The sequence below is a fragment of the Flavobacterium magnum genome, assembly GCF_003055625.1.
In the GTDB taxonomy this organism is placed as follows: Bacteria; Bacteroidota; Bacteroidia; order Flavobacteriales; family Flavobacteriaceae; genus Flavobacterium; species Flavobacterium magnum.
Genome location: NZ_CP028811.1, coordinates 1953646 through 1978762, shown reverse-complemented (window position 1 = coordinate 1978762; position 25117 = coordinate 1953646). Strand labels below are relative to the sequence as shown.

19 protein-coding genes and 2 tRNA genes are annotated in these 25117 nt (G+C 47.7%); 9 read left to right on the top strand and 12 right to left on the bottom strand.

The features are described from left to right. Positions 1-135 precede the first annotated feature (135 nt). On the top strand, positions 136-3528 hold the full coding sequence (locus HYN48_RS08180) for a T9SS sorting signal type C domain-containing protein (RefSeq protein WP_108370640.1): 3393 nt from the start codon (positions 136-138) through the stop codon (positions 3526-3528). 95 nt (positions 3529-3623) lie between these two features. Here HYN48_RS08180 and dnaB read toward each other — a convergent pair whose 3' ends face one another. The 5 genes from dnaB to tgt all read right to left on the bottom strand — a co-directional run bounded on the left by dnaB (position 3624) and on the right by tgt (position 9698). Beyond that, positions 3624-5165, bottom strand: a complete 1542-nt coding sequence (gene dnaB, locus HYN48_RS08175) for a replicative DNA helicase (protein WP_108370639.1) — start codon at positions 5163-5165, stop codon at positions 3624-3626. A 153-nt stretch (positions 5166-5318) separates the two neighbouring features. Continuing rightward, on the bottom strand, positions 5319-6272 hold the full coding sequence (locus HYN48_RS08170; protein WP_108370638.1) for an acetyl-CoA carboxylase carboxyltransferase subunit alpha: 954 nt from the start codon (positions 6270-6272) through the stop codon (positions 5319-5321). Between the two features lie 268 nt (positions 6273-6540). Continuing rightward, positions 6541-7425 carry a DMT family transporter gene (locus tag HYN48_RS08165; RefSeq protein ID WP_108370637.1) on the bottom strand — a complete coding sequence of 295 codons (885 nt, stop codon included), beginning with the start codon at positions 7423-7425 and terminating at the stop codon, positions 6541-6543. Next, positions 7412-8494, bottom strand: coding sequence for an LptF/LptG family permease (locus HYN48_RS08160; protein WP_108370636.1), 1083 nt, complete (start codon positions 8492-8494; stop codon positions 7412-7414). The genes HYN48_RS08165 and HYN48_RS08160 overlap by 14 nt, the downstream gene beginning before the upstream one ends. Positions 8495-8567: 73 nt before the next feature. Continuing rightward, on the bottom strand, positions 8568-9698 hold the full coding sequence (gene tgt / locus HYN48_RS08155; RefSeq protein WP_108370635.1) for a tRNA guanosine(34) transglycosylase Tgt: 1131 nt from the start codon (positions 9696-9698) through the stop codon (positions 8568-8570). A gap of 151 nt (positions 9699-9849) precedes the next feature. Here tgt and HYN48_RS08150 point away from each other — a divergent pair, with 151 nt between their 5' ends. The 3 genes from HYN48_RS08150 to HYN48_RS08140 all read left to right on the top strand — a co-directional run bounded on the left by HYN48_RS08150 (position 9850) and on the right by HYN48_RS08140 (position 11607). After that, the gene (locus HYN48_RS08150) at positions 9850-10563 is read left to right on the top strand and encodes a hypothetical protein (protein ID WP_108370634.1); all 714 of its coding nucleotides are present in this window, start codon (positions 9850-9852) and stop codon (positions 10561-10563) included. 107 nt (positions 10564-10670) lie between these two features. Continuing rightward, entirely contained in the window at positions 10671-11162 is a 492-nt protein-coding gene (locus tag HYN48_RS08145; RefSeq protein ID WP_108370633.1) for a VOC family protein, read from the top strand. 34 nt (positions 11163-11196) lie between these two features. Next, positions 11197-11607 carry an SRPBCC family protein gene (locus HYN48_RS08140; protein WP_108370632.1) on the top strand — a complete coding sequence of 137 codons (411 nt, stop codon included), beginning with the start codon at positions 11197-11199 and terminating at the stop codon, positions 11605-11607. A gap of 125 nt (positions 11608-11732) precedes the next feature. Here the strand turns inward: HYN48_RS08140 and typA are convergent, their stop codons facing one another. Continuing rightward, positions 11733-13529, bottom strand: coding sequence for a translational GTPase TypA (gene typA / locus HYN48_RS08135; RefSeq protein ID WP_108370631.1), 1797 nt, complete (start codon positions 13527-13529; stop codon positions 11733-11735). A 173-nt stretch (positions 13530-13702) separates the two neighbouring features. Here typA and HYN48_RS08130 point away from each other — a divergent pair, with 173 nt between their 5' ends. Beyond that, positions 13703-15415 carry a PAS domain-containing sensor histidine kinase gene (locus HYN48_RS08130; RefSeq protein ID WP_108370630.1) on the top strand — a complete coding sequence of 571 codons (1713 nt, stop codon included), beginning with the start codon at positions 13703-13705 and terminating at the stop codon, positions 15413-15415. A gap of 1 nt (position 15416) precedes the next feature. Continuing rightward, positions 15417-15818, top strand: a complete 402-nt coding sequence (locus tag HYN48_RS08125) for a response regulator (RefSeq protein ID WP_108370629.1) — start codon at positions 15417-15419, stop codon at positions 15816-15818. A gap of 47 nt (positions 15819-15865) precedes the next feature. On the opposite strand, the gene rpsT is transcribed toward HYN48_RS08125, so the two are convergent. The 4 genes from rpsT to proS all read right to left on the bottom strand — a co-directional run bounded on the left by rpsT (position 15866) and on the right by proS (position 17919). Continuing rightward, positions 15866-16117: a 30S ribosomal protein S20 gene (rpsT, locus tag HYN48_RS08120; protein WP_108370628.1), complete on the bottom strand. Its 252-nt coding sequence runs from the start codon at positions 16115-16117 to the stop codon at positions 15866-15868. Positions 16118-16149: 32 nt separating this feature from the next. Further along, a tRNA-Glu gene (locus tag HYN48_RS08115) sits at positions 16150-16221 on the bottom strand. A gap of 45 nt (positions 16222-16266) precedes the next feature. After that, a tRNA-Glu gene (locus HYN48_RS08110) sits at positions 16267-16338 on the bottom strand. 102 nt (positions 16339-16440) lie between these two features. Continuing rightward, a complete protein-coding gene (proS, locus tag HYN48_RS08105; RefSeq protein ID WP_108370627.1) occupies positions 16441-17919 on the bottom strand; it encodes a proline--tRNA ligase in 1479 nt (492 codons plus the stop codon). Between the two features lie 101 nt (positions 17920-18020). On the opposite strand from proS, the gene HYN48_RS15160 reads away from it, so the two are divergent. From HYN48_RS15160 to rimO, 3 genes are all read left to right on the top strand, one after another. Beyond that, a complete protein-coding gene (locus tag HYN48_RS15160) occupies positions 18021-18953 on the top strand; it encodes a hypothetical protein (protein ID WP_146171748.1) in 933 nt (310 codons plus the stop codon). A gap of 63 nt (positions 18954-19016) precedes the next feature. After that, positions 19017-20510 carry an OmpP1/FadL family transporter gene (locus tag HYN48_RS08090; RefSeq protein WP_108370624.1) on the top strand — a complete coding sequence of 498 codons (1494 nt, stop codon included), beginning with the start codon at positions 19017-19019 and terminating at the stop codon, positions 20508-20510. Positions 20511-20706: 196 nt separating this feature from the next. Further along, positions 20707-22032, top strand: coding sequence for a 30S ribosomal protein S12 methylthiotransferase RimO (rimO, locus tag HYN48_RS08080; protein WP_108370622.1), 1326 nt, complete (start codon positions 20707-20709; stop codon positions 22030-22032). Positions 22033-22073: 41 nt separating this feature from the next. Here rimO and HYN48_RS08075 read toward each other — a convergent pair whose 3' ends face one another. Together HYN48_RS08075 and HYN48_RS08070 are read right to left on the bottom strand one after the other, a co-directional pair. Next, positions 22074-22964 (bottom strand): TorF family putative porin, encoded by an 891-nt coding sequence (locus tag HYN48_RS08075; protein ID WP_181248442.1) that lies wholly within the window; start codon positions 22962-22964, stop codon positions 22074-22076. Further along, positions 22927-25041 (bottom strand): ATP-binding protein, encoded by a 2115-nt coding sequence (locus HYN48_RS08070; RefSeq protein WP_146171747.1) that lies wholly within the window; start codon positions 25039-25041, stop codon positions 22927-22929. Before HYN48_RS08070 ends, HYN48_RS08075 begins: the two co-directional genes overlap by 38 nt. Positions 25042-25117 lie beyond the last annotated feature (76 nt).

The following is a 25117-nucleotide window of genomic DNA, read 5'->3' as shown; positions in this document are numbered from 1 at the left end:
GATACAATTTCTCAATCCAAACCCACTTCTCAATTCGTTAAATTATACACTGCAAAAATTTTGTAATAGTTTAAAACAATGGTATAAAAAATCGCCTGGTATGGTTTATAATTTAGCCAAAAAATAAAAGCTATTATGAAAAAAAGATTACCCTTCAGTAACGTAATGCGTATGCTGGCCGTAGGCGTTATGTTGTGCGGAAGCGCACAATCAGTGGCACAGCTGTCCCTCACGGGAAGCAGTTACAATGAAACTTTTGACGGAATCAGCACGGCGCTACCCACAGGGTGGACGGTACGGGCCACGGCCACTGCGGTAACCCGCGGAACCGCACTGGCGTTCGCCACGGCTGCAAATACCTGGGCGGACACAGGAAGCGGATTTAAAAACCTCGCCTCATCCGATGGACTCGCATCAGGAAGTTCGGCAGCAAACCAAAACGCATCTTCCGACCGCGCATTGGGCGTAAAACAAAGTGGAAGTTTTGGTGATCCCGGAGCCGCTTTCGAACTGGCCCTTACAAACACCCAAAACCGTACCGGATTTTCGTTAACCTTAAAACACCAGATGCTCAGCGTTCAGCCGAGAACGACCACCTGGACCGTGCAATATGCCGTCGATGGAGGCTCGGGACTGGTGTGGACTAATTTAGGGACCTACACTGATCCGGGGACGTTCGGCAGTACGACAGGAAACTACAGTTTCGGTACGGCACTCGACAACATTTCAGGCAACGTACTCATCAGGATTGTAGCATTAACCGCTTCAGGGGGCACCGGGACAAGAGACACTTATGGTATTGATGATTTTGTACTTTCGTGGACCAATGCCACAGTGCCCGATCTTGCGGTAAGCTCCGGCAGTCTCACTTACGGGACGCTCAGCGTGGGCACAGCGTCGGGAAGCCAGACATTTAATCTGTCAGGTACGAACCTCACCGGTGCACCCGGGACGATTACCGTCTCAGCTCCCAACACGGATTTCCAGGTCTCCAATGACAACATCAGCTGGGGGGCTTCGGCATCCATTGCCTATAACAGTGCCACGCTCGCCGCGACACCGGTATACGCGAGATTTACGCCGCAATCTTCGGGAGCCAAGTCCGGGAACATCACTTTCAGCGGTGGTGGCGATGCTACGCCGCCGACGGTCACATTAAGCGGAAACGGAGTATTGGAGGCGCCCGTTGCGACCGCAGCGTCAAACGTGAAAAACACCGAATTTACAGCGCAATGGCAACCTGTGAGCGGCGCGACAAGCTATCGCCTCGATGTGAGCTCGACGCCGTTTGCGTCCATCGGTTCCATCCCATGGATCAATGAATTCCACTATGATAATATTGGAACGGATGTTAATGAGTTTGTCGAAATGATCCTACCTGCAACGTATGCAGGAACCGGGTTTACACTGACTTTCTACAACGGCTCGAATGGCGCATCGTACAGCACCGTCAATCTGGCGCAAATGGTTGCCGGCGAAAGCAACGCGCTATACACCATTTATACCTATACGTTTCCGGCGGAAACCTTCCAGAACGGTGCGCCTGACGGACTTGCTTTATCCGATGCGTCCGGGCTGATCCAGTTCATTTCCTACGAAGGAAGCTTTACCGCCACAAACGGGCCGGCTAATGGGATGGTATCGGTTGAAATCAATCCCGCGCTGAGCGAATCAAACACCACACTGGCCACTGCTAGCCTGGCCCTTAGCGGCTCGGGTACTTCTTACAGCAGCTTTACCTGGGGTGCGGTCAACATGAACTCCAAGGGAGCGCTGAATGCCGGCCAAACTATAGGAAGTGCCACTTATATCATACAGGACCAAAATGTCGGCAACAACACGTCTTACACCGTGACAGGGCTGAATCCTGATACGCCTTACTACTACCGGGTACGCGCCATAGATGCAAATGGCTTGTCAGTGAACTCCAATACCATCAGTGTTTCCACTACAGCCGAAACGACCTGGGATGGGTTGGCCTGGTCAGACGGCTCCCCTACCGCATCGCTTAATGCCATAATTGAAGGCGCGTTTGATACGGCTACTGATGGCGTGTTCACGGCGAAAAGCCTGACGATCAACGCGGGAGGAAGTGTTACAATCAATTCAGGCACGAACATCACCGTGGTCAATCAGGTAACCAACACCCTTACCGCTGCTGATTTGGTGGTTGAAAACAACGCCAATCTGTTACAGCTCGGTATTGTAAACGTCAATTCGGGTGAAGCGACCGTGTACAGGAATGCTTCAATGCGCCGCCAGGATTATGTGTATTGGTCTTCTCCGGTGGCAGGACAGAACCTGTTGGATTTTTCACCCAATACGCTGACCAACCGTTTTTACGAACTTAACGAAACTTCCAATTCGTTTGCTCCGGTAAATCCCGAAACGACCGATTTTATAGCTGCCAAAGGATTCATGGTACGTGCGCCAAATGATTTCCCGGCAACACCCCAGATCTTCAGCGGCCGATTCATCGGTGTGCCGAACAGTGGAAGCTACTCGATTGCCGTGACTAACAACAACCAGGGTTACAATATGATTGGAAATCCTTATCCTTCAACAATCAGCGCTGATGCTTTCCTTGACCAAAACGTGTCAGTAGGGACCATTTATTTCTGGACCCACACAAACCAGGATGCAGGACCGGGAGACAATTATGCGACATACAATGCCACCGGCCAGGTGGCACCGTCATCAACGACCCCACAAAGTGACAGCCCTAACGGCGCCATCCAGACAGGGCAGGGATTCATCGTGCAAACCAACACGGCAACCAACATCGAATTTCTGAACACCATGCGCATCCCGGATAACAATGACCAGTTCTTCAGGACCGCGTCATCTATTGAAAAGAACCGGATCTGGCTGAACCTCATGGACAACACCTCGGCAGCATTCCTGAACCAGATTCTGGTAGGCTATGTTACCGGTGCCACGAACGACAACGACTTACGATTTGACGGAAGGATGATGCCTTCTGAAGGCGCAAGGATTTACAGCGTGATGCCTGAAGGCGACTACGTCATCCAGGGCCGGGCATTGCCCTTCAACGACAACGACGTGGTGGCTTTGGGCTTCAGGACGCCTGAGCCAGGTACGTTCAGCATTGGGCTTGACCACCTAGATGGTATTTTTTACGACTCCCAGGATGTATTCCTCCATGATAATGTTACCGGCGCGACCATCAATATCAAGGAAGGTGATTATCAGTTTGCATCCAATGCAGGCGAGTTTTTAGACAGGTTCCAATTGGTTTACCAAAGCGCGCCACTGGGCATCAATCCGGTATTCGACGAAAATGCCATTGTTATCTATTCCAAAGACGACCAGCTTACCGTGAATACAGGCATCCGAAACATGGAATCCGTGAAGGTGTTTGATATCAGCGGCAGGTTGTTACTGGAACGGACCAACCTCACGTCGGCGGAGACGGTGCTCGACAACCTGAGTGCCAAAAACCAATTGTTGCTCGTTCAGGTAACCGATGAAGACGGTGTTACGGTAACGAAAAAAGCGATGTATTGATCGGATGACTCCGAAACGCATTGCAAATGCTGTTTTACAATTGATCAAAAAGAGAAAGCCTTCCAATCGGAAGGCTTTCTTATTTCAAAATACTATTAAAACGGCACATCGCTGTCGTCATCATGGTTCGCGCTGCTTCCAAAAGCTTCATTCGGTGACGGCAGATGTTTCGTGGTAAACGGGTTGTCGTCGTGGTTCATTTTTGAAGGCAAATCGTCATAGCCGCCTCCATAATCTTCCAGATTGTCAAATTTACCGAGATTGCCGATAAACTTCAGGCGTATGTTCTCCAGGCTTCCGTTACGGTGCTTGGCGATGATGAATTCGGCCTGGCCTTCCGTCGGACTGTGCTCATCGTCATCCCATTCGTCAATCTTGTAATATTCGGGACGGTAGATAAAAGACACAATATCGGCATCCTGTTCAATCGCTCCCGATTCCCTCAAATCCGACAACAGCGGACGCTTGCTCGAACCGCGGGTCTCAACCGCACGGGAAAGTTGTGACAGCGCGATCACGGGCACATTGAGTTCTTTCGCCAATGCCTTGAGATTACGCGAGATCGTAGAAATCTCCTGCTCGCGGTTTCCGCCGCCTTTGCCGTTGCCTCCCGCCGTCATCAGCTGCAGGTAGTCCACAATAATCATCTTGATGCCATGCTGCGACGACAGCCTTCGGGCCTTGGCGCGCAAGTCGAAAATCGAAAGCGATGGTGTGTCATCAATGTATAGCGGTGCTTTTTCGAGGTTTTTTACTTTGGTGGTCAACTGCTCCCATTCATGCTTTTCAAGTTTTCCGGTACGGAGTTTCTCTGACGATAAGCCGGTTTCAGACGATATCAGACGCGTAATCAACTGCACTGACGACATCTCGAGCGAAAACAATGCCACCGGTTGGTTGAAATCGATGGCCATATTGCGCGCCATCGACAAGACGAAGGCCGTTTTACCCATACCCGGCCTGGCCGCAATGATAATCAAATCGCTGGGTTGCCAGCCCGAGGTAACCTTATCCAGTTTTTCAAAACCGGTTGCAATACCGCTAAGCCCCTCTTTTCCGGCAATCTCCTCAATCCTTTTCTTGGCCTGGATCACGAGGCTTTGCGCTGTCTCCGAACTCCGCTTGATGTTGCCCTGAGTGACTTCGTAAAGCCGCGATTCCGCTTTGTCGAGCAAATCGAAGACGTCTGTGGTTTCGTCGTAAGACTCTTCGATGATTTCAGAGGAAATCTTGATCAAGCTGCGCTGGATGAATTTTTGCAGGATGATCCTGGAGTGGAATTCAATGTGTGCCGAGGAGGAAATTTTCTGCGTGAGCTGGATCAGGTAAAAATCACCACCGGCAAGGTCAAGCTTTGCGTTTTTCTTCAACTGCGCCGAAACGGTCAGCAAGTCAATAGGCTGTGTATCGGTAAAAAGCTGCACGATGGCTTCAAAAATATGTTTGTGCGCGTCTTTGTAGAACGCGTCAGGCTGCAGGATATCGATTACCTCATCTACACCTTTCTTGTCGATCATCATCGCGCCAAGTACGGCTTCCTCCAGATCGGTGGCCTGTGGCGGGAGTTTGCCCTTTTCGAGGTTGATCAGGGTGGTTTTGTCAACCCGTATCGGATTTATATTTCTGAGATTTTCCATGTTGCGAATGTAACCAAAAAGTTAAGCCGGCATTTTTCCAATTGTAAACGTTATCCGGTTGATAACTCGGGATAACTTTTTTTATTTGTTCATATCAAAAAAAAATCCAAAACACCGGGCTTTGGATTTTTTAAAAGACTTGTGCTGTAAGCCCTATTCTTTGTATTCACCCATCTTGCTGTATTTATCCATCCTCTTTTCAACAAGGTCCGATGTTGATAAATCCTTGAGTTCATTAAATGCCTTGATGATGTACTCGCCGACGGTTTGCGAAGCCGTCATCCGGTCGTAATGCGCGCCGCCCAATGGCTCCGGAATCACCTCGTCTACGAGGTTTTGCTTCTTCATATCGGTGGAAGTCAGTTTCAGCGCTTCAGCCGCCTGTTCCTTGTAATCCCAGCTTTTCCAAAGGATTGAGGAACAGGATTCCGGGGAAATCACGGAATACCATGTATTCTCCATCATGAGGACGCGGTCCCCCACCCCGATACCCAGGGCGCCTCCTGAAGCCCCTTCACCCACGATGACCGCGATAATGGGCGTTTTCAATCGGATCATTTCAAAAATGTTGCGCGCAATGGCTTCACCCTGTCCGCGCTCCTCGGCTTCCAGTCCGGGATATGCACCCGGCGTATCGATGAACGTCACCACAGGAATGCCGAATTTCTCGGCCATCTTCATCAGCCTCAGCGCCTTTCGGTACCCTTCCGGATTGGCCATCCCGAAATTCCTGTACTGACGCGTCTTGGTATTGTATCCTTTCTGCTGTCCGACAATCATGAACGACTGTCCGCCAATCTTGCCCAGCCCGCCGATCATCGCCTTATCGTCCTTAAAATTACGGTCGCCGAAAAGTTCGAGCCACGAATCACCGCACAAAGCGTGCACGTGGTCCATGGTGTAAGGGCGGTTCGGGTGGCGTGAAAGCTGGACGCGTTGCCAGGCAGTCAGGTTCTTGTATATCTTTTTCTTGGTTTCTTCCAGTTTTTTCTCAATCTGTTTACAGGTGTTGGTCACATCGATGTCTGATTCCTGCCCGATGACCTGGCACTTATCCAATTGCTCTTCCAGTTCTTTGATAGGAAGCTCAAAATCTAAATATTCCATAGGTTTTGTCCGTTTTTAATTAAAATTGGAAACACAAAGATAAAATTTAAAATGGCGTGGGAAAACGTTTTTTTGCGTTAAATTGATTTTTTAGGGCGCGCCCCTGCGGGTCAGGCTGTCCGCTGTAGTCCTCGCTCGTGCCTCGCTGCGGGCTGCCGCTGCCATCCTTCGCGCGGCCCGTGGTAACCGGAAACGGCGGTGCTGTAATGAGAGCCGCATCGTTCGATGAAAATACCTCGTAAGCTACGCAGGAAATCGATTTGTGGGATCAAACGGACTTGCTGCTGCGGCTTTTGATTACGCCATTTAGAATAACCGTGACGATGATCACCGACGCGCCCAAGTAGAAAGACAAACTCATGCGTTCCCCCTGCCCTATTATGAAATACGCAAGCAGGATACCGTAAACCGGTTCAAGGTTCGTGGTAAGCATTACCGTGTAGGGCGTGAGTTTCTTCATCACATTCACCGACGCTGTGAACGCATACGCTGTACATACCGATGACAGGATCAGGATCAGGATCCAGTCGTTTAGGGAGACTTTAAAAAAGTCGGCGCTGAACGTGCCCTGATACAGCAGGTACAGGGTGACAAAAAATGCCCCCGCAAAAAACTCGTACAAAGTGATCACTGCCGGATCATATTTCTGTATCAGTTTGCCGTTGAAAAGCGTAAATACCACCCCCATAAACACCGAAAATAGCGCGCACAACGCCCCGTTTATGTAATGTACCTCGACGTTCATGATCGTGAACAGTCCTGCGATGATGATCAGCCCGAAAACCACTTCATACCAAAGCATTTTACGCTTGTAGAATATCGGTTCGAGCACCGACGCCAGGAAGGCACCCGCTGAGAACATCGCCAGTGTGATCGACACATTTGAAATGTTTATCGCACGGAAAAAAAATACCCAATGTATTGCAATGAGCAGGCCTACAAAAACCAATTTTGCGGCGGACCTCAACGGAAGCAGGATTTTTCTGCCGGTAAAAAGTAAATAAATCAAGAGGAAAACACCGGCACTGAGCATGCGGTACCACACCAGCGAAGCATCCTTCACCGAAATGAGGGCACCGAGCACAGCGGTAAATCCCCAAATGAAGACAATCAGGTGCAGGTTCAGATACGCTTTAAGTTTAGCGCTTGGCATTGCGGAGCAGGTAAATGGCCAGTATACCGAAGATGACATTCGGGATCCAAACGGCGAGCAACGGCGGCATACTAGATTTTTCTGCCAGTACACCGAAAATCTTATCGAAAAAGATGTAAATGAACGCCAGCGCAATACCGATGGCAAGGTTCATTCCCATACCGCCACGGCGCTTCATCGAAGACACTGCCACGGCAATAATCGTCAGGATGAATGCAGAAACCGGGATGCTGTATTTTTTATACAACACCACAAGATAAGTATTGATGTTTGAAGAACCACGCTTCTTCTCCCGGTCTATAAATTTGTTGAGCTCCCCGAAACTCAGTGTTTCCGCGACGTACACAGTAGGTGTCAGGTCCTCGAGCTCGAAATTGAATATGGTATCCTTCTTTTCCGCCTTCTCGAGTTTGTCACCCAGCGCCCCTACGGTTCGTTTACGATATTGGAACATCGTAAAATTTTTTTTCATCGGGTTGTATTTGATCCTATCCGCGTCAATCTTGAACAAGAGTTTTTCATCCTTAAATTTTGACAGCGAAAATTTAAACGCGATGCCGTTTACCTGGTTGAAGTTCTGCACGTAAATGTATTCGTTGTCACTGACCTGACGGAACACATCGCTGGTCTGCCTCATTTCATTGAGGCCGTTGCCCCGCAAATACCGGTACCTGAAGTTGTTGAATCCCTCACTGGCCGATGGCACGAGATAAAAACCCATCAGCAGGGAAAATACCGACACCAGCCCCGCCCCGATGATGTACGGCCTCAAAAACCGGTTGAAGGAAATCCCGGAACTTAAAATCGCGATGATTTCGGTATTGTTTGCCAGTTTTGAAGTGAACCAAATTACGGACAGGAACAGGAAAATCGGGAAAAGCAAATTGGCAAAATAGATCGTAAAATCCAGGTAATATTTTGCAATGGCACCGAAAGCCACTTTATTCTGCAGCATCCGGTTGACCTTTTCCGAGACATCGATTACAATCCCGATGGGGATAAACATCAGCAGCATTACCGTAAAAGTAACAAGGTAGCGTTTGAGGATGTACTTGTCTATTATACTCATAGGTTCAGGGTTCAGGCTCAGGCTCGGGGCCGGTGACAGTCTTTCAACTTACCGTGCATCCGGACACCTGCACCTATAGTCTTTGGTCCATCTGTTTTACCATTTTTTCCTTCCATTCGCGGAAATCTCCCGCTAAGATATGCTTTCTGGCCTCACGAACCAACCACATGTAAAAGCCCAGATTGTGGATTGTGGCGATTTGTTTGCCCAGGTATTCATTCGCGGCAAACAAATGCCTCAAATAAGCCTTGCTGTACTCTACGTCAACGAAGGTGTGGGCCATCTCATCCAAAGGTGAAAAATCAGCTTCCCATTTCTTATTCTTGATGTTGATGGTGCCGTGTGCGGTAAAGAGCATGCCATTGCGGGCATTCCGGGTGGGCATGACGCAATCAAACATATCGATGCCCAGGGCAATGTTCTCCAGAATGTTGATGGGTGTCCCTACGCCCATCAAATATCGCGGCTTGTCTTCCGGGAGGATGTCGCATACGACCTCAGTCATCGCGTACATCTCTTCCGCGGGTTCGCCTACCGACAATCCGCCGATGGCGTTGCCCTGCTGCCCGGCATTGGCGATATACTCGGCCGACTGCTTTCTCAGGTCCTTGTAGGTACTGCCTTGTACAATCGGGAAAAAAGTTTGTTCATACCCATATTTAAAAGGCAGCTTATCCAAATGCGAAATGCAGCGATCGAGCCAGCGGTGCGTCATGTGCATCGAACGCTGCGCGTAGCGGTAATCACATGGGTAGGGTGTGCACTCATCGAAAGCCATGATGATATCAGCCCCGATCGTACGCTGGATTTCCATCACATTTTCAGGCGTGAAATAATGGTAAGAGCCGTCGATATGCGACTTGAATTTGACGCCTTCCTCTTTGATCTTGCGGTTTGCCGAAAGCGAGTAGACCTGGTAGCCGCCTGAATCTGTCAGGATGTTTCGGTCCCAGTTCATAAATTTATGCAATCCGCCCGCCTTTTCAAGTATCTCAGTTTGCGGACGCAGGTATAGATGGTAGGTATTTCCCAATATAATGTCGGGATTAATCTCATCCTTCAATTCGCGCTGGTGCACGCCTTTTACGGACGCTACCGTCCCGACAGGCATGAAAATCGGGGTTTCGATCACGCCGTGATCAGTGGTGATGCGGCCTGCGCGGGCTTTAGATTGGGGATCTTTCTGTAGTAAATCAAATTTCATATGGCATTCCCGCTTTAAGGGACGGCAAAGATAGTTTAATTCGCTAATTCTAAAATCAGTGGCAGGAAAAATTAAAATTGTTTTATGACTTGCGGTTGACTATCGCGCACAGCCGCCAAAGGAATGTTGGTTAAATTCTTATTTTTATCCGATGAAAGCCTTGCAAATTTACCCAAAACCGTTCATCTACGTATTCTTTGCGTTTATAGCATGCACCGTCATTGGTACCTTGACGCATGAATTGGGACATATCGCAGTAGCGCAATGGCTGGGTTACGACACGACGCTTTCCTACCAAAGCATGCACGTTGACAGAAACGCGGACAGGGCGGAGTTGCACCGGCTGGCAGATCCTTATTTCGGAGAACTCCGGACCAACAGGCCTTTCCCGACGAAAAAGGCATTTGAAGCCAAGCGCCGACAAATGCACCACAACGACTTCTTGATCCGGCTCGGCGGGCCGCTGCAAACCATGCTTACGGGTAGCATCGGGCTTGGCATACTGTTGTACAGACGGAGGATATCATACGCCGATTTCAACCTGACTGACTGGCTGTTGGTGTTCCTGTCCTTATTCTGGCTGAGGCAGCCCAGTAACCTAGCGCATGGCCTGGCGCGCCGCATTTTCAGAGGCACCGGAAGCTGGACCGGTGGAGATGAATGGGTGATCGCTTACTATTTGAAATGGCCATTGTGGTCCGTTTCCGTATTGAGCGGCGCAATCGGTTTTGTGATTGCAGCCTGTGTCATCCTGTTTGTCATTCCAGGAAGATACAGGGTTACCTTCCTTATTGCAGGATTACTCGGCGGCATTGCAGGATTTGTGTCTTGGATGAATTATCTGGGACCGTACCTGCTGCCATGACATTGTCGATTTCTGATCTTTTAATGTCGTTTTCACCCCGCATCAAAGGGTGTTTGTTTCCCTAAATTTGTCTTATCGGAAGAATAACTTAATTTTAAAATGAAAAAATGATACAGACAGGAAAAAGGATCAGCCCATTTTTATGGTTCGATCAGGATGCGGAAGAAGCCGCATTATTTTACACCGGGATTTTTAGAGATTCCGGCATCAGGAGTATAACACGCTACCCGCCAAACGGTCCGGCGCCGGCAGGCCATGTCATGACCGTGACCTTCGAACTTGACGGACAACAGTTCACAGCCCTCAACGGGGGGCCGGCATTTCCTTTCACCGAGGCTGTATCGTTTGTGGTGTACTGCGACACACAAGATGAGATTGATCATTATTGGGATGCGCTTATCGAAGGCGGAACGGCGTCTGCGTGTGGCTGGCTCAAGGACAAATACGGACTTTCGTGGCAGATCACTCCGATTCAGATTACCGAAATGTACAGCTCAGCCAACGAGGCAGGCAAAAACCGCGCGTTCCAGGCCATGATGACCATGGTAAAACTTGACCTCAAAAAGCTGCAGGATGCGTTTGACGGCAAATCACAATAAATTAACAGGAAACTAAATTAAGAAAATCATTTTTATGAAAATTACAGTGACAACCGCAGTGAACGCCCCATTGGAAAGAGTGTGGCAGGTATGGAATAACCCGAATGACATCATCCAGTGGTGCAGTCCTTCCGAAGAGTGGCACACCCCGAAATCGGAAAACGACCTGCGCGAAGGCGGCAGCTTCACCTCGACGATGGCAGCACGCGATGGCAGTGCGTCCTTTGATTTCACCGGCGTGTATGATCAGGTGGATTTACACCGTTTCATTGCTTACACGATGGAAGATGGGCGTAAAGTCGAAATCAGTTTCGAAAATCAGGACGGCCAGACCGTATTGACGGAAACTTTCGACGCTGAAAGCATCAATCCTGCCGAGATGCAAAGAGCGGGCTGGCAGGCCATACTCGACAATTTTAAGAAATATACCGAACAGCAGGCTTAAGTCGGTTAGCGGATGGCCCGACCAAACCTTAGGAACCGGGCCGCAAAAATAGGGCAAAACAAAACCCGGCAAATGGCCGGGTTTATATTTTAATAAGTCTGGAATTTCGTCCTGAATGTCCGTCGTTAAATTTTGAAACGTTTCCTGTCATTTTCGTTCAGGTAGATTTTACGCAGACGGATGGATTTTGGGGTCACCTCTACGTACTCATCTTTCTGGATGTATTCCAAAGCTTCTTCGAGTGAGAACTTGATGGCAGGGACAATACGCGTTTTATCATCAGCACCGGCAGAACGGAAGTTCGTCAACTGCTTGGTTTTTGTGATGTTGATCGTCATATCATCGGCACGGGAATTTTCGCCCACAACCTGTCCTTCATAAATATCTTCGTTCGGATCCACGAAAAACTTACCACGATCCTGAAGTTTATTGATAGAATAAGGGATGGCCTTACCATTTTCCATGGAAATCAATGAACCATTGATCCTTCCCGCAATTTCGCCTTTGTACGGCTCATATCCTATGAAACGGTGTGCCATGATGGCCTCACCTGCAGTGGCAGTAAGCAGCATATTACGCAATCCGATGATTCCCCTTGAAGGAATATTGAATTTTACGATCATACGCTCGCCTTTACCTTCCATCGAAAGCATTTCTCCTTTACGTATGGTAACGAATTCTACGGCACGTCCCGAAAGATGCTCCGGTAAGTCGATAGTCAATTCCTCGATAGGTTCACATTTCACGCCGTCAATTTCCTTGATGATTACCTGTGGCTGGCCGATCTGCAATTCATATCCTTCCCTTCTCATGGTTTCGATCAAGACCGACAAGTGCAATACACCGCGTCCGAAAACCATAAACTTATCGGCAGAATCAGTTTCATTCACGCGCAATGCGAGGTTCTTTTCCAATTCCTTGGCCAAACGGTCCTTGATGTGGCGCGAGGTTACAAATTTTCCTTCTTTTCCGAAAAAAGGCGAATCGTTGATGGTGAAAAGCATACTCATGGTAGGCTCGTCAATCGCAATGGTATCCAGTGCTTCCGGATTGTCAAAATCGGCAATGGTATCACCAATCTCAAATCCTTCCACCCCAACAATCGCACAAATATCGCCGGCAATCACTTCGGTTACTTTCTTACGGCCAAGACCTTCGAAAACGTGAAGTTCCTTAATTCTTGATTTCATTACTTTTCCGTCCCTTTTCACCAAGGAAATCGGCAGGTTCTCCTTCAAGACGCCCCTTTCCAGACGACCGATCGCGATACGGCCGGTAAAGGAAGAGAAATCCAAAGAAGTGATCAGCATCTGTGGGGTTCCCTCAGATACTTTTGGGGCCGGGACGTTGGCCACGACCATATCCAAAAGCGGCTCGATGTTTTCGGTTTGGTTACGCCAGTCGTCAGACATCCAGTTGTTTTTGGCAGATCCGTATACGGTTGGGAAATCGAGCTGCCATTCTTCGGCACCGAGTTCAAACATCAGGTCGAATACTTTTTCATGCACTTCTTCCGGAGTACAGTTTTCCTTGTCAACTTTATTGATTACGACACACGGTTTCAAACCAAGGTCAATCGCTTTCTGCAAAACAAAACGCGTTTGCGGCATCGGGCCTTCAAAGGCGTCGACGAGCAGGCACACGCCATCCGCCATATTGAGTACACGCTCCACTTCCCCACCGAAATCGGCGTGACCGGGCGTGTCAATAATGTTGATTTTTGTTCCTTTGTACACTACAGAAACATTCTTAGAGGTAATGGTAATTCCGCGCTCACGCTCTAAGTCGTTGTTGTCGAGGATCAGGTCGCCGGTGTTTTCATTCTCGCGGAAAAGCTGGCAATGGTACATGATTTTATCAACCAAAGTAGTCTTACCGTGGTCAACGTGGGCAATAATTGCAATGTTTCTGATAGATTCCATCTGTATTTTTTAATGGGTGCAAAGGTACACTTTAATTTGGGATAAAAAAGCGTTGTTGGTTATTAGAAAGTTAAGTCCGGGAAAAGGCGGCTAAAGTGGGTCGCCGGCAGGTCACCCTACCGGTTTTTTCCCAGTTTTCCCAATCTTAACATAATTTTGTTATATTTGGTGTAATGAAAAATAAAACCGATAAAATAACCTACATTTTTATTTTCATTGCGATCATCCTGGCGTTTTCAAGTCTTACTTTACTCGAAAGGCAATACGCATCGGACGACTTCCTTTATTTACATATCCTGCGAGATTTTATCTTTGTGACTGTATGTGCCGTGGTCATCCGTTATTTTATCGTAAAAAACGACCGCGAGAACAGGCACAACCTCGAAAAACTGAAAAACAACAACCTCGAGATCCGTGAATCAAAAGAGCGCTACGATATCGTAGCCAAAGCGACCAGCGATACCATCTGGGACTGGAAAATACAGGAAAACGAATTTACCTGGAACAAGGGAATCCAGGGGGTTTATGGGTATAAGAGGGACGAAGTGGGCCAGAATTCCAAATGGTGGTTTGACCGCATCCACCCTGAAGACAGCATCAGGATGTCGGTCAAGCTCTATGCTTTCCTGGAGCAGAAAACCCAGAAATGGCAGGATGAATACCGTTTTAAGTGTCGGGACGGATCTTACAAATATGTACTCGACAGGGGATTTCTCGTCTTCAATGAAAAAGGTACACCCATCCGTATGATTGGGGCGATGCAGGATATCACCAAACAAAAAAAGGAAGAGCAACGCCTTAAGCTGCTGGAAACCGTCATCACCAATACCAAGGATGCAGTCGTAATTACAGACGCAAACAATGCCGTATTGGCCATTCCCGAAATTGTATTCGTAAACCAGGCATTCACAAACATGTCCGGTTATGATTACGAAGACGTGATCGGTAAATCACCATTGATTTTCTTCGGCAAAAGGACTGATCCTGCAGAGATTGCCAGGCTCACCCACTGCATACATCAGAAACAGGAGTGCGAGACGGAGCTGATCTGTTACAAGAAAAACGGCACGGAATACTGGGTGCGTTTTTCTATGGTGCCGGTATTCAATTCCGAAAAAGAGCACACGCACTGGATTTCAATCCAGCGTGACGTCACTGAAAGGAAGCAGCAGGAAAAGGAGCGCGAACAGCTGATCAATGAGCTCACGCAGAACAACAAGGACCTGCGGCAGTTTTCCTACATTACTTCGCACAACCTCAGGGCACCATTGTCAAACCTCATCGGATTGTTGCAGCTGCTTGAGGAGATTCCGTTGGAAAACGATGAATTGCAGCAAATTATGGAGGGATTCTCAAAGTCTACCTACCTGCTCAATGAAACCATTTCCGATCTGGGTAAAGTGGTCATTATCCGCGACAATCCGTCGATAGAAAAGCAGCACATCCCGATACGCGAGTCTATTGATAATGTGATGGACCAGATCCAAATCATGATCACCGCCAACAACTTACAGGTGGATTACGACATTGCCGCGTCAGACGTGTATTCGAACAAGGCCTATTTCGAGAGCATTATGCTCAACCTGCTGACGAATGCGATTAAATACAAGTCGGAAAGCCGCCCGCTCCGAATCAGTATTTCCGTCACCGAAGATGATGATTTTACCATTTTGCGCTTCAGCGACAACGGCATCGGCATTGACCTCCACAAGTTCCGCGAGAAGGTTTTCGGATTGTACCAACGCTTCCACAATTACCCGGACAGCAAAGGCCTCGGACTTTACCTCGTAAAATCGCAGATAGAGAGCATGGGTGGTGAGATCAGCATCGAAAGCGAGGTCGACTACGGCACGACTTTTATCGTAAAATTCAGGAAAGAAAAATAAAATGCTCCACAAAGTAATCTGTATTGACGACGACCCCATCGCATTACTACTTTCGAAAATGGTAATCGCAAGAGCCAATTTTGCCACCAACGTCATCACCCTGTCAAACGGCGAGGAAGCCATCGCTTATCTTACCGATCAACAGCACCAATCCGGAGATCCCGAAGAGCTGCTGATTTTGCTCGACCTGAATATGCCCGTAATGGATGGCTGGGAGTTTCTTGAGCAGTTTAACAAAAACCTGTACACGAATTACCGGAATGCAAAGATCATTTTGCTTTCATCGTCCATCGATCCGAATGATATCCGTAAATCGCGCGATTTCGGGATGGTCCTCGATTTCCTGCCGAAGCCGCTCACCAAAGAAATGCTGGACTGCATCCTTGCTAAATTTAAGGCATAAAAAAAGGCTCCGTAAAGGAACCTTCAGTATATCTTAGCAACGTATGCTTACAATTTAGCTACTTGTTTGGTCAATTTTGACTTCAGGTTGGCTGCTTTATTATCGTGAATGATATTTTTCTTAGCCAATTTATCAATCATCGAAATCACGGCAGACAACTTTGAAGAAGCTTCGTTTTTATCGGTAGCCATCCTAAGCGCTTTGATAGCATTACGCGTCGTTTTGTGCTGGTACCTGTTTAACACCCTCTTCTTCTCGTTACTCCTGATTCTCTTTAAAGCTGACTTATGATTTGCCATTTCTTAATTTGTTTCTTTAATATTCAATTATGTAGTCCGTAGGGGAATCGAACCCCTGTTACCAGGATGAAAACCTGGCGTCCTAACCCCTAGACGAACGGACCATTATTCATCCGGTTCAGATTTGTCAATATTGGATTGAACTTTCGTAGCCCGTGGGGGAATCGAACCCCCCTTACCAGGATGAAAACCTGGCGTCCTAACCGATAGACGAACGGGCCTGCTTCTCTAATGCGGATGCAAAAATACAACTATTTTTTATTCGCGCAATACCTTCAGCTTATTTTTTCAAATTATTTTAAAAACTTTAGAAAGGGGCGTTTTTAATACGCTTTCGCGAACAATACCCTGCCCTGCGAAGGCTTGCCGGTCAGGACGCAAACGCCGGTTTCAGCCACACGGTCCAACGCGATGCATCGGATCGTCGCCTTGGTAAGTTCCTTTATTTTTTCCTCGGTTTCAGCAGTGCCATCCCAGTGTGCCGCGATGAAGCCGCCTTTATTTTCAAGCACTTCCCTGAATTCGTCGAAATTTTGCACCTCGGTGATATGGGTATTGCGATAATCAAGTGCCTTGTTGAAAAGGCTCTGCTGGATGGTCTCCAGAAGGTCGTTTACATAGTTCACGATACTGTCCTTAAGCACAATTTCTTTTGAAAGGGTATCCCTTCTGGCCACTTCAAAGGTGCCGTTTTCAAGATCCTTCGGCCCTATCGCGATACGCACCGGCACGCCTTTCAGCTCCCATTCGGCAAACTTAAAGCCGGGTTTTTGCGTGGTACGGTCGTCGAATTTCACTGAAATCCTCAGTTTCTTAAACTGCGAGACCAGTGTCTGCGCCGCTTCCGAAACCGCGGCAAATTCCTCTTCCGACTTATATATGGGCACAATCACAACCTGGATCGGCGCAAGGTTTGGCGGCAATACGAGGCCGTTGTCATCAGAATGCGTCATCACCAAGGCACCCATAAGCCGCGTAGATACTCCCCACGACGTGCCCCATACGTGCTCAAGTTTCCCTTCGTGATTGGCAAACTTCACATCGAAAGCTTTCGCAAAATTCTGCCCAAGGAAATGTGACGTCCCCGCCTGCAATGCCTTTCCGTCCTGCATCAGCGCCTCGATACAGTAGGTTTCTTCAGCCCCTGCAAACCGCTCTGTCTCTGTCTTGAGCCCCTTGATGACCGGAATTCCCATGAAGTTCTCGACGAAATCCGCATACACGTTCATCATTTTCTCAGATTCTTCGATCGCCTCACTTCTTGTGGCGTGGGCGGTATGCCCTTCCTGCCAGAGGAATTCGGCGGTGCGCAAAAACAGCCTGGTGCGCATTTCCCAACGTACCACGTTGGCCCATTGGTTAATCAGGAGCGGCAGGTCGCGGTGCGACTGGATCCATTTTTTGTATGTTGACCAGATAATCGCCTCACTTGTCGGGCGTACGATCAGTTCTTCTTCCAGTTTGGCATTGGGATCGACCATCAGTTTGCCCGGCTTGTCCGGGTCATTCTTTAAGCGATAATGCGTGACTATTGCGCACTCTTTTGCAAAGCCTTCAGCGTTCTTTTCCTCGGCTTCAAACATGCTTTTGGGCACAAACAAAGGAAAGTAGGCATTTTGATGGCCGGTTTCCTTAAACATCCTGTCGAGTTCCGCCTGCATTTTTTCCCAAATCGCATACCCGTACGGCTTGATGACCATGCAGCCCTTAACCCCGGAATTTTCAGCGAGGTCGGCCTTTACAACCAGTTCATTATACCATTTCGAATAATCGTCTTCCCTCGTTGTGAGATTCTTGCTCATATACAATAAATTGAGATAAATCAGGTTTAACTTTATTTAACTAAAAAGTTTCGCAAAACTACTTATTTTTGTGTTGTCCAACAATAAAAAAGCTACAGACTATGAAAACTTATTATGCTCACTTCAGATCGCTTCGCGCCTGGCCCGTTTTGGGTTTGATCGCGCTGCTGGCCGCGTCCTGCGGTTCATATCAGAATACTTCCTACTACGATCGTGATGGCGTTTACGGAGCCGCCGGCAGCGATGTCCGGACGAAAGAAACTGCGTCAAACGCTAATAACCAGGCCTACAAGGACTATTTTGATGCCAAACAACAATCCTCAGAGGTTTTTACCGATGTTGACAATTATTCATCCGTCTCAGACACCACCGGCAATACGTATCGTGATGCCAACGATAACGGCGGATGGGGAAGCAATGAAAATGTCGTGGTCAATGTATACGACAACAGTTGGGGATGGAACAACTGGTACGGGCCAAGCCTCGGGTGGGGATGGTATAGCCCGGGGTGGAACTGGAATATCGGCTGGGGATGGAATTCGTGGTACGGGCCAAGCTGGGGCTACTACTCAGGCTGGGGCTGGGGAGGCTACTACTCACCATACTGGGGCGGCTATTACGGAGGTTATTACGGGCACCATCACTACGGCAACTACGCCTACAGCAATGGAAGACGTGGATCCGGATACAACTATGGAGTTAATGCTGGAAGAAGAAATAATTACGCAGCTATCGGCAGATCAGGCAGCCGCAATTATGGCAGAAGTGACGCCAGTAATAATAGCGGCAGGAGATCAGTAACAAGTTATTCAACGCGCAATTCCGGCACAAGGAATACGAACTACTCCAACAATGCGCCTTCAACTTCAACGCGAAGCAGCGGCACTTACACTCCAACCAGAAGTTCATCATCTTCTAACTCGCGGTCTTACACGCCAAGTTCATCCGGAGGCAGCCGTTCATCAGGCGGAAGCTACGGCGGTGGCGGCGGTGGCGGCAGAAGCAGCAGTGGTGGTGGTGGCAGAAGAGGATAATCAACAATAACAAATACCTGTGTTCAGCATAGGTATTTTTTTGACCAAAAATTAATCATCAATATGAAAAAGTATTTATCAATTTTATTTTTAGGGCTTGCAGCCAACGGGTTACAGGCACAGGATTTCACCGACGCGCTTCGTTATGCGCAGGACAACCTGAATGGCACGGCCAGGTTCCGCGCGATGGGTGGGGCCTTCGGCGCGCTGGGCGGCGATTTTTCATCTCTGAGCGTCAATCCTGCAGGGTCGGCAGTATTTTCGAACAACCAGGCAGCGTTGACGATGAGCAGCGTAAACACTACAAACCGTTCGAATTATTTCGGCGAAAAATATCGCGAAAACGACAATACATTCGACTTAAACCAAGTGGGAGGCATATGGGTTTTTACCGATAAGAGCGAAAAGAGCGGATGGAATAAGCTGGCGCTCGGGATCAATTACGAAAATGCAAACCTGTTTGACAATTCTGTTTTTTATAGGGGACACAACGATAATTCCGTTGCAGACTATTTTCTGAGTTATGCGAACGGCGTACCTGTTTCAAGAATCACAGACAACAATTTTGAAGACCTGACCTACGCGGAACAACAGGCTTACCTTGGGTTTGAAGGCTATGCTATTAATCCGGTTGGCAATGCAACGTACGCATCAGCGATTACGGGAGCGAACAATTTTTACCAGGAGAATACCATTACCAGTACCGGTTACAATGGCAAATTATCTTTTAATGCCGCAATTTCGTACAAGGATAAATACTATTTCGGTTTAAACCTCAATTCCCACTTTACAGATTATACAAGGCACACGAGTTTTTACGAGGATTACCTTGATTCACCCGGACATGATGATGCCAATGGCTTGCAGGCGCTGCGTTTCAGCAATGACCTGACCACTTACGGATCGGGATTCTCATTCCAGTTGGGTGCCATTGCCAAACTGAACAACGAAATCCGTGTGGGGTTGTCTTATGAGTCGCCGACCTGGTACAGCCTCAAAGACGAGATGCTGCAGACCCTCAAGGTCAGCACCTTAAATACAGCACCCAACGAAGGCGATTTTTTTGCAGACCCGAACATCAGGTTCATTTATCCGACATACAAATTGCAGACGCCGGGCCGTTATACCGGAAGTGTAGCTTATGTTTTCGGGAAGAGCGGACTGATCAGCGTGGATTATGCGATGAAAGATTATTCCAACACACGCCTCAAGCCGAAAAGCGATCTTTTGATTGCCAAGGCGAATACCCAGATCAACGATTTACTGGATACCTCGGGCGAACTGCGGGTAGGCGGCGAATACCGCATCAAAAAATGGAGCCTCAGGGGCGGTTACCGTTTTGAGCAGAGTCCGTACAAAAATGACGCCATCATGAGCGACCTCAATGCCTATTCCGCCGGATTGGGTTACAGTTTCGGAGACACCAAGGTGGATATTTCCTACACCAAGGCCAGAAGGGATTACCAGCAATCTTCGTTTTCGCAGGGCCTGACCGATACCGCCACGATCAACCAAAGAAACCACAATGTGAGTCTGACAGTGATTTTTGAACTTTAAGCTTAAAGGACAAAGCGCCAATTGGATAAAAATCCGTTCCGGGTGGAACGGATTTTCTTTTTAGCCCTGATGGCAGCGGCATCCTTTTTGCTGCTGGCACAGCAGGAAAAAGATACAGCGGACAGCAGGATTAGCTCCTGAAACAAAAGATTATCCAAAAAATAACCGTATTTTTGCACCCTCAAATTTCAGACACATGCGGACTAAATCCCTAAAAAAGAACAAAATAAACGTCATTACGCTGGGTTGCTCCAAAAATATCTACGACAGCGAGGTGCTTATGGGCCAGTTGCGCGCCAGCGGAAAGGATGTACAGCACGAGGCGCCGGAAAAAGAAGAGGGCAACATCATCGTCATCAACACCTGCGGGTTTATCGATAATGCGAAAGCAGAATCTGTCAACATGATTTTGGAATACGCCGACAAAAAAGAACGCGGCCTGGTGGACAAGGTTTTTGTGACCGGATGCCTGTCAGAACGCTATCGTCCGGATCTGGAAAAAGAAATCCCGAATATCGACCAGTATTTCGGGACCACCGAATTGCCCTTGCTGCTCAAGGCGCTGGGTGCCGATTACAAACACGAACTGCTGGGCGAAAGGCTCACCACCACCCCAAAGAATTATGCCTACCTTAAGATTGCCGAAGGCTGCGACCGCCCGTGCAGTTTTTGCGCGATCCCGCTGATGCGCGGCAAGCACGTGTCCCAACCGATTGAGAAATTGGTAAAGGAAGCACAGACGCTGGCCAAAGACGGCGTAAAGGAATTGATATTGATTGCGCAGGACCTCACCTATTATGGCCTTGACCTGTATAAGAAACGAAACCTTGGCGAACTGCTCGAAGCGCTTGTCAAAGTAGAAGGCATTGAATGGATCCGCCTGCATTATGCGTTTCCTACGGGCTTCCCGATGGATGTACTGGAAATCATGAAGCGTGAGCCGAAAATCTGTAACTATATCGATATTCCGCTGCAGCACATTTCAGATTCCATCCTGAAGTCGATGCGCCGCGGCACCACCCAGGAAAAAACAACAAGATTGTTGAAGGATTTCCGTGAGGCCGTTCCTGGTATGGCGATCAGGACGACCCTGATTGTAGGGTATCCGGGGGAAACCCAGGAAGATTTCGAAAAGCTCAGGGATTTCGTACAGGAAATGAAATTCGACCGTTTGGGCTGTTTTGCCTATTCTCATGAAGAAAACACGCACGCGTATCTGCTCGAAGATGATGTGCCTGATGAAGTAAAACAGGAACGGGCCAACGAAATTATGGAGTTGCAGTCACAGATTTCATGGGACCTGAACCAGGAGAAAATCGGGCAGACCTTCAAATGCATTATCGACAGAAAGGAAGGCGGGCATTTTGTGGGACGAACCGAATTTGACAGTCCGGACGTGGATAACGAAGTACTCATCGATGCCACGAAGCACTATGTGAAAACAGGTGATTTTGTTATGGTAAAAATTACCGACGCGACAGAATTCGATTTGTACGGGGAGCCATTGCACGTGCACGAATAGAACCTTGTGGTTACGTGGATTACTTTCGGCCGATCTACGGTTTAGTATTTGATTGATACGGTAGCTGTTAAAAAGTCACGCCCCTCCAATGAGGTGTTTGCAGCAGCGCCATTGTGCGTGTAATTAATGGTTACCGGCATACTAACGCCAAACCCGAGGTCAAATTCGCGCGATGCGGCGACTGCAAGGTTAATAAATGAAATTTTATTATAATCTCCAGCCGCGTAGTATGCTGCCTGATTATTAAGCACGGCACCCACCACCGGGGTAATGTTGATACTACGAAATGTTTTTGTGGAAATACGATCGAATACGTCCTTAAATACATATCCGATTTCAGCGTATGTCGTGAAATTTTGCACGGGATTATCGCCGGCACTATCATAGCGGAAATCATTCCCAGCGATAAACGTATTCAAGGCCGCCTGGAAGGCGAGCCGGTAATCTTCAGAGAAATCGAATGTTAACCCAGCGTCAACTGTTGTGACACTGTTGGTGCTATAGTTAAAAAAACGGGTATCTGCTTCAAGGTCTTGCTGTAGGGCCGGCCAGTAGTATTGCCACAGACCAAAAGATAAAAAATCTGCAAATTGGTAGTCCAATCCAAAATCGAATTCACGATACCCGTCGGACGTGCCGTCGGTATGGTAATCCTTACATCGGAAATTTTGCGTCGCCCAAATCCCCACAGTCAGCTCTCCAATCAGGTTGTAAGCAAATGAAGGCTGCACAGCGGTAGTGCTGCCACCGTAAGCCTGTCCGCGCCAGATGTACCTGCTTTGGAAGTCTATAGCTGCCTCCCATTTTCTATCTGTATTTTCACGCCTTTCGGCACCCTCCGTGTTTTGAGCGAAAAGGCGCAACCCTGCTAACAACAATAGAGACAAAGATTTCCTAAGCATTGGATGCATTCTTTTTAATATAAACGACATTGTTGAGCAATGCAAGTAATTTATCCTTATCAATAGGCTTAGAAATACAGGCTGAAAATCCTTTTTGATTAATGAGGCTACCATCATTCCCAACATAGGCTGTTTGTGCGATAACGGGGAGTTCAGGCCTGATCTTCCTTATGAGTTCGAAGGCTTCGTAGCCGTCCATTACAGGCATCTTAATATCCATGAGCACCAGGTCGATCGCTGTATTGCTTTGGCAGGTATCGACTGCCTCACGGCCGTTGCAAGCCCTTAAGATGACATGATTGTGCCTGTAGAGCATTTTTTGCAGCAACAGGAAATTAATGTTGTTGTCTTCAGCGACCAGAATGGTGAGCGATTCCTTCTCGTATTCTGCTGCATTGTTTTTGATTGGACTGGCTATGTTTTCAGCCTGCGCATAATTCAGGGGAATGGTGAAGCGGAAATCCGATCCTGCTTTTTCGCGTGATGTGATTGAGATTTCTCCGCCAAGCATGTTTACGTATGCTTTCGAGATGGAAAGGCCTAATCCGAGACCTCCCGCCTTTATCGAAAAGTCGTTGTCAATCCTGAAAAACCGATCAAAAATCTTACCATGCTCCTCCACATCAATGCCGATACCGGAATCATGTACTGAGAAAACCACTTCGGCCGCATTGCTGTCAATTTCATAAGATATTGATACGAATCCCTGTGGTGTGTACTTGATTGCATTGGTGATTAAATTTGTAAGGACTTGCCGGAGTTTTACTTCATCGGTGATTATTTTTCCGGAAATACGTTCGTCAGGCCAGGCAATGTAGAAGTGGATATCCTTTTCCCGGGGAACGGTTATTTTAATCGACTCATACAAGTCACTTAGGCACGCATCAATGTCGACAGCTTTATAGTTTGGAACGACCTGGTTTGTATCAATCCTGGACATCTCAATAAGATCATCGATAATAGACACCAGATTGATTCCGCTGCTTTGCAAAATACGGAGGTACTCGGTCCTTTCCTGCTCGGAAAGATTGCCGTTTTGCAGCATTGCCGAAAATCCAATAACGGCATTCATCGGGGTGCGGATCTCATGCGATATGTTCGTCAGAAATGACGATTTGAGACGGTCGCTTTCCTCAGCTTTTGATTTGGCGATTTCAAGCTGCTCGCGCTGCTTCTTGCTTTCTTCAAATAAATTTCCGATGTGCCGGAATTCCCCGGGAATGTGTTTAAGTGTTTCCATATCGGTCTCATTCCCTTTTTCAAGGATACTTGTAATCAGATTCAATGGCTTATACACCCATTGGCGCGAACAGTACAGGTATACCGCAATACTGCACAGATAAGTAATTATTAGTAATATTAATATACTTTTTGTAGTATGGAAACTGACATCGAAAGGCCTGATGAACGATAAAGTAGCGATGGTATTATGGTTATAATCTTTCAAGTCACGAAGTACATAGAGGCTATTTTCAGATTCCTGCGGTTTGTCAATAAATCCGATCTGGGAATTGTTTAACGTCTCAAGACTGTCAAAATACGCACCGTTCATTAGCTTGACGATAAAGAAGTATCCTGACGGCGGGGTCTTTTTATCGTATATATCCGCAGTCGGGTGCACACCTGACCCAAAGACCTGTACAACACCTTCGGGGATCCTAATGTAAAATTCAACCAATCGCCTGCGGTCGATCGCATCAAAAGCCGCTTTCGGCATGAAATCCAAACTACTTATTGCCTTCGTTGACGCCTTATTCAGGAAATTCCTCTTAACATCATAGATTCCAAGGTAGTCTGCCTTATAGGTGGCCACCGAAGATTCGATATTCTGATCAAACCAATATTGGTCTTTCAGCTGCAGGTAGTGAATGAATTCGTCCCAATACACCATGTCAACAATATTGGAAATATTGGTTTGCGCGTCAAGCTCGGTCAACGAATTTACCTCGTTCCCAAATTGTCTCAGGGAAACTTTGTAAACTTCCTTTTCCTGCTGAATAGTGTAGTAGTAGATGGCCGACAGCAGCGCAAGAAAAAAGATTGCGGACAGAGTGGTCATCCACAATATCTTCTTATAAATGGTAATACGGTTTAAGTTATTTAACACATCGTTGTAGTTAAAACGCAGTTAAAAATAGATAAAAAAACCATTGACGCGCGATTTTTAGACTAATGCCCTTATA

Bases quoted from the DNA above. Each gene is read 5' to 3' on its own strand.
- HYN48_RS08180 (WP_108370640.1), top strand. From the start codon at position 136: ATGAAAAAAAGATTACCCTTCAGTAACGTAATGCGTATGCTGGCCGTA.
- dnaB (WP_108370639.1), bottom strand. From the start codon at position 5,165: ATGGAAAATCTCAGAAATATAAATCCGATACGGGTTGACAAAACCACC.
- HYN48_RS08170 (WP_108370638.1), bottom strand. From the start codon at position 6,272: ATGGAATATTTAGATTTTGAGCTTCCTATCAAAGAACTGGAAGAGCAA.
- HYN48_RS08165 (WP_108370637.1), bottom strand. From the start codon at position 7,425: ATGCCAAGCGCTAAACTTAAAGCGTATCTGAACCTGCACCTGATTGTC.
- HYN48_RS08160 (WP_108370636.1), bottom strand. From the start codon at position 8,494: ATGAGTATAATAGACAAGTACATCCTCAAACGCTACCTTGTTACTTTT.
- tgt (WP_108370635.1), bottom strand. From the start codon at position 9,698: ATGAAATTTGATTTACTACAGAAAGATCCCCAATCTAAAGCCCGCGCA.
- HYN48_RS08150 (WP_108370634.1), top strand. From the start codon at position 9,850: ATGAAAGCCTTGCAAATTTACCCAAAACCGTTCATCTACGTATTCTTT.
- HYN48_RS08145 (WP_108370633.1), top strand. From the start codon at position 10,671: ATGATACAGACAGGAAAAAGGATCAGCCCATTTTTATGGTTCGATCAG.
- HYN48_RS08140 (WP_108370632.1), top strand. From the start codon at position 11,197: ATGAAAATTACAGTGACAACCGCAGTGAACGCCCCATTGGAAAGAGTG.
- typA (WP_108370631.1), bottom strand. From the start codon at position 13,529: ATGGAATCTATCAGAAACATTGCAATTATTGCCCACGTTGACCACGGT.
- HYN48_RS08130 (WP_108370630.1), top strand. From the start codon at position 13,703: ATGAAAAATAAAACCGATAAAATAACCTACATTTTTATTTTCATTGCG.
- HYN48_RS08125 (WP_108370629.1), top strand. From the start codon at position 15,417: ATGCTCCACAAAGTAATCTGTATTGACGACGACCCCATCGCATTACTA.
- rpsT (WP_108370628.1), bottom strand. From the start codon at position 16,117: ATGGCAAATCATAAGTCAGCTTTAAAGAGAATCAGGAGTAACGAGAAG.
- proS (WP_108370627.1), bottom strand. From the start codon at position 17,919: ATGAGCAAGAATCTCACAACGAGGGAAGACGATTATTCGAAATGGTAT.
- HYN48_RS15160 (WP_146171748.1), top strand. From the start codon at position 18,021: ATGAAAACTTATTATGCTCACTTCAGATCGCTTCGCGCCTGGCCCGTT.
- HYN48_RS08090 (WP_108370624.1), top strand. From the start codon at position 19,017: ATGAAAAAGTATTTATCAATTTTATTTTTAGGGCTTGCAGCCAACGGG.
- rimO (WP_108370622.1), top strand. From the start codon at position 20,707: ATGCGGACTAAATCCCTAAAAAAGAACAAAATAAACGTCATTACGCTG.
- HYN48_RS08075 (WP_181248442.1), bottom strand. From the start codon at position 22,964: ATGTCGTTTATATTAAAAAGAATGCATCCAATGCTTAGGAAATCTTTG.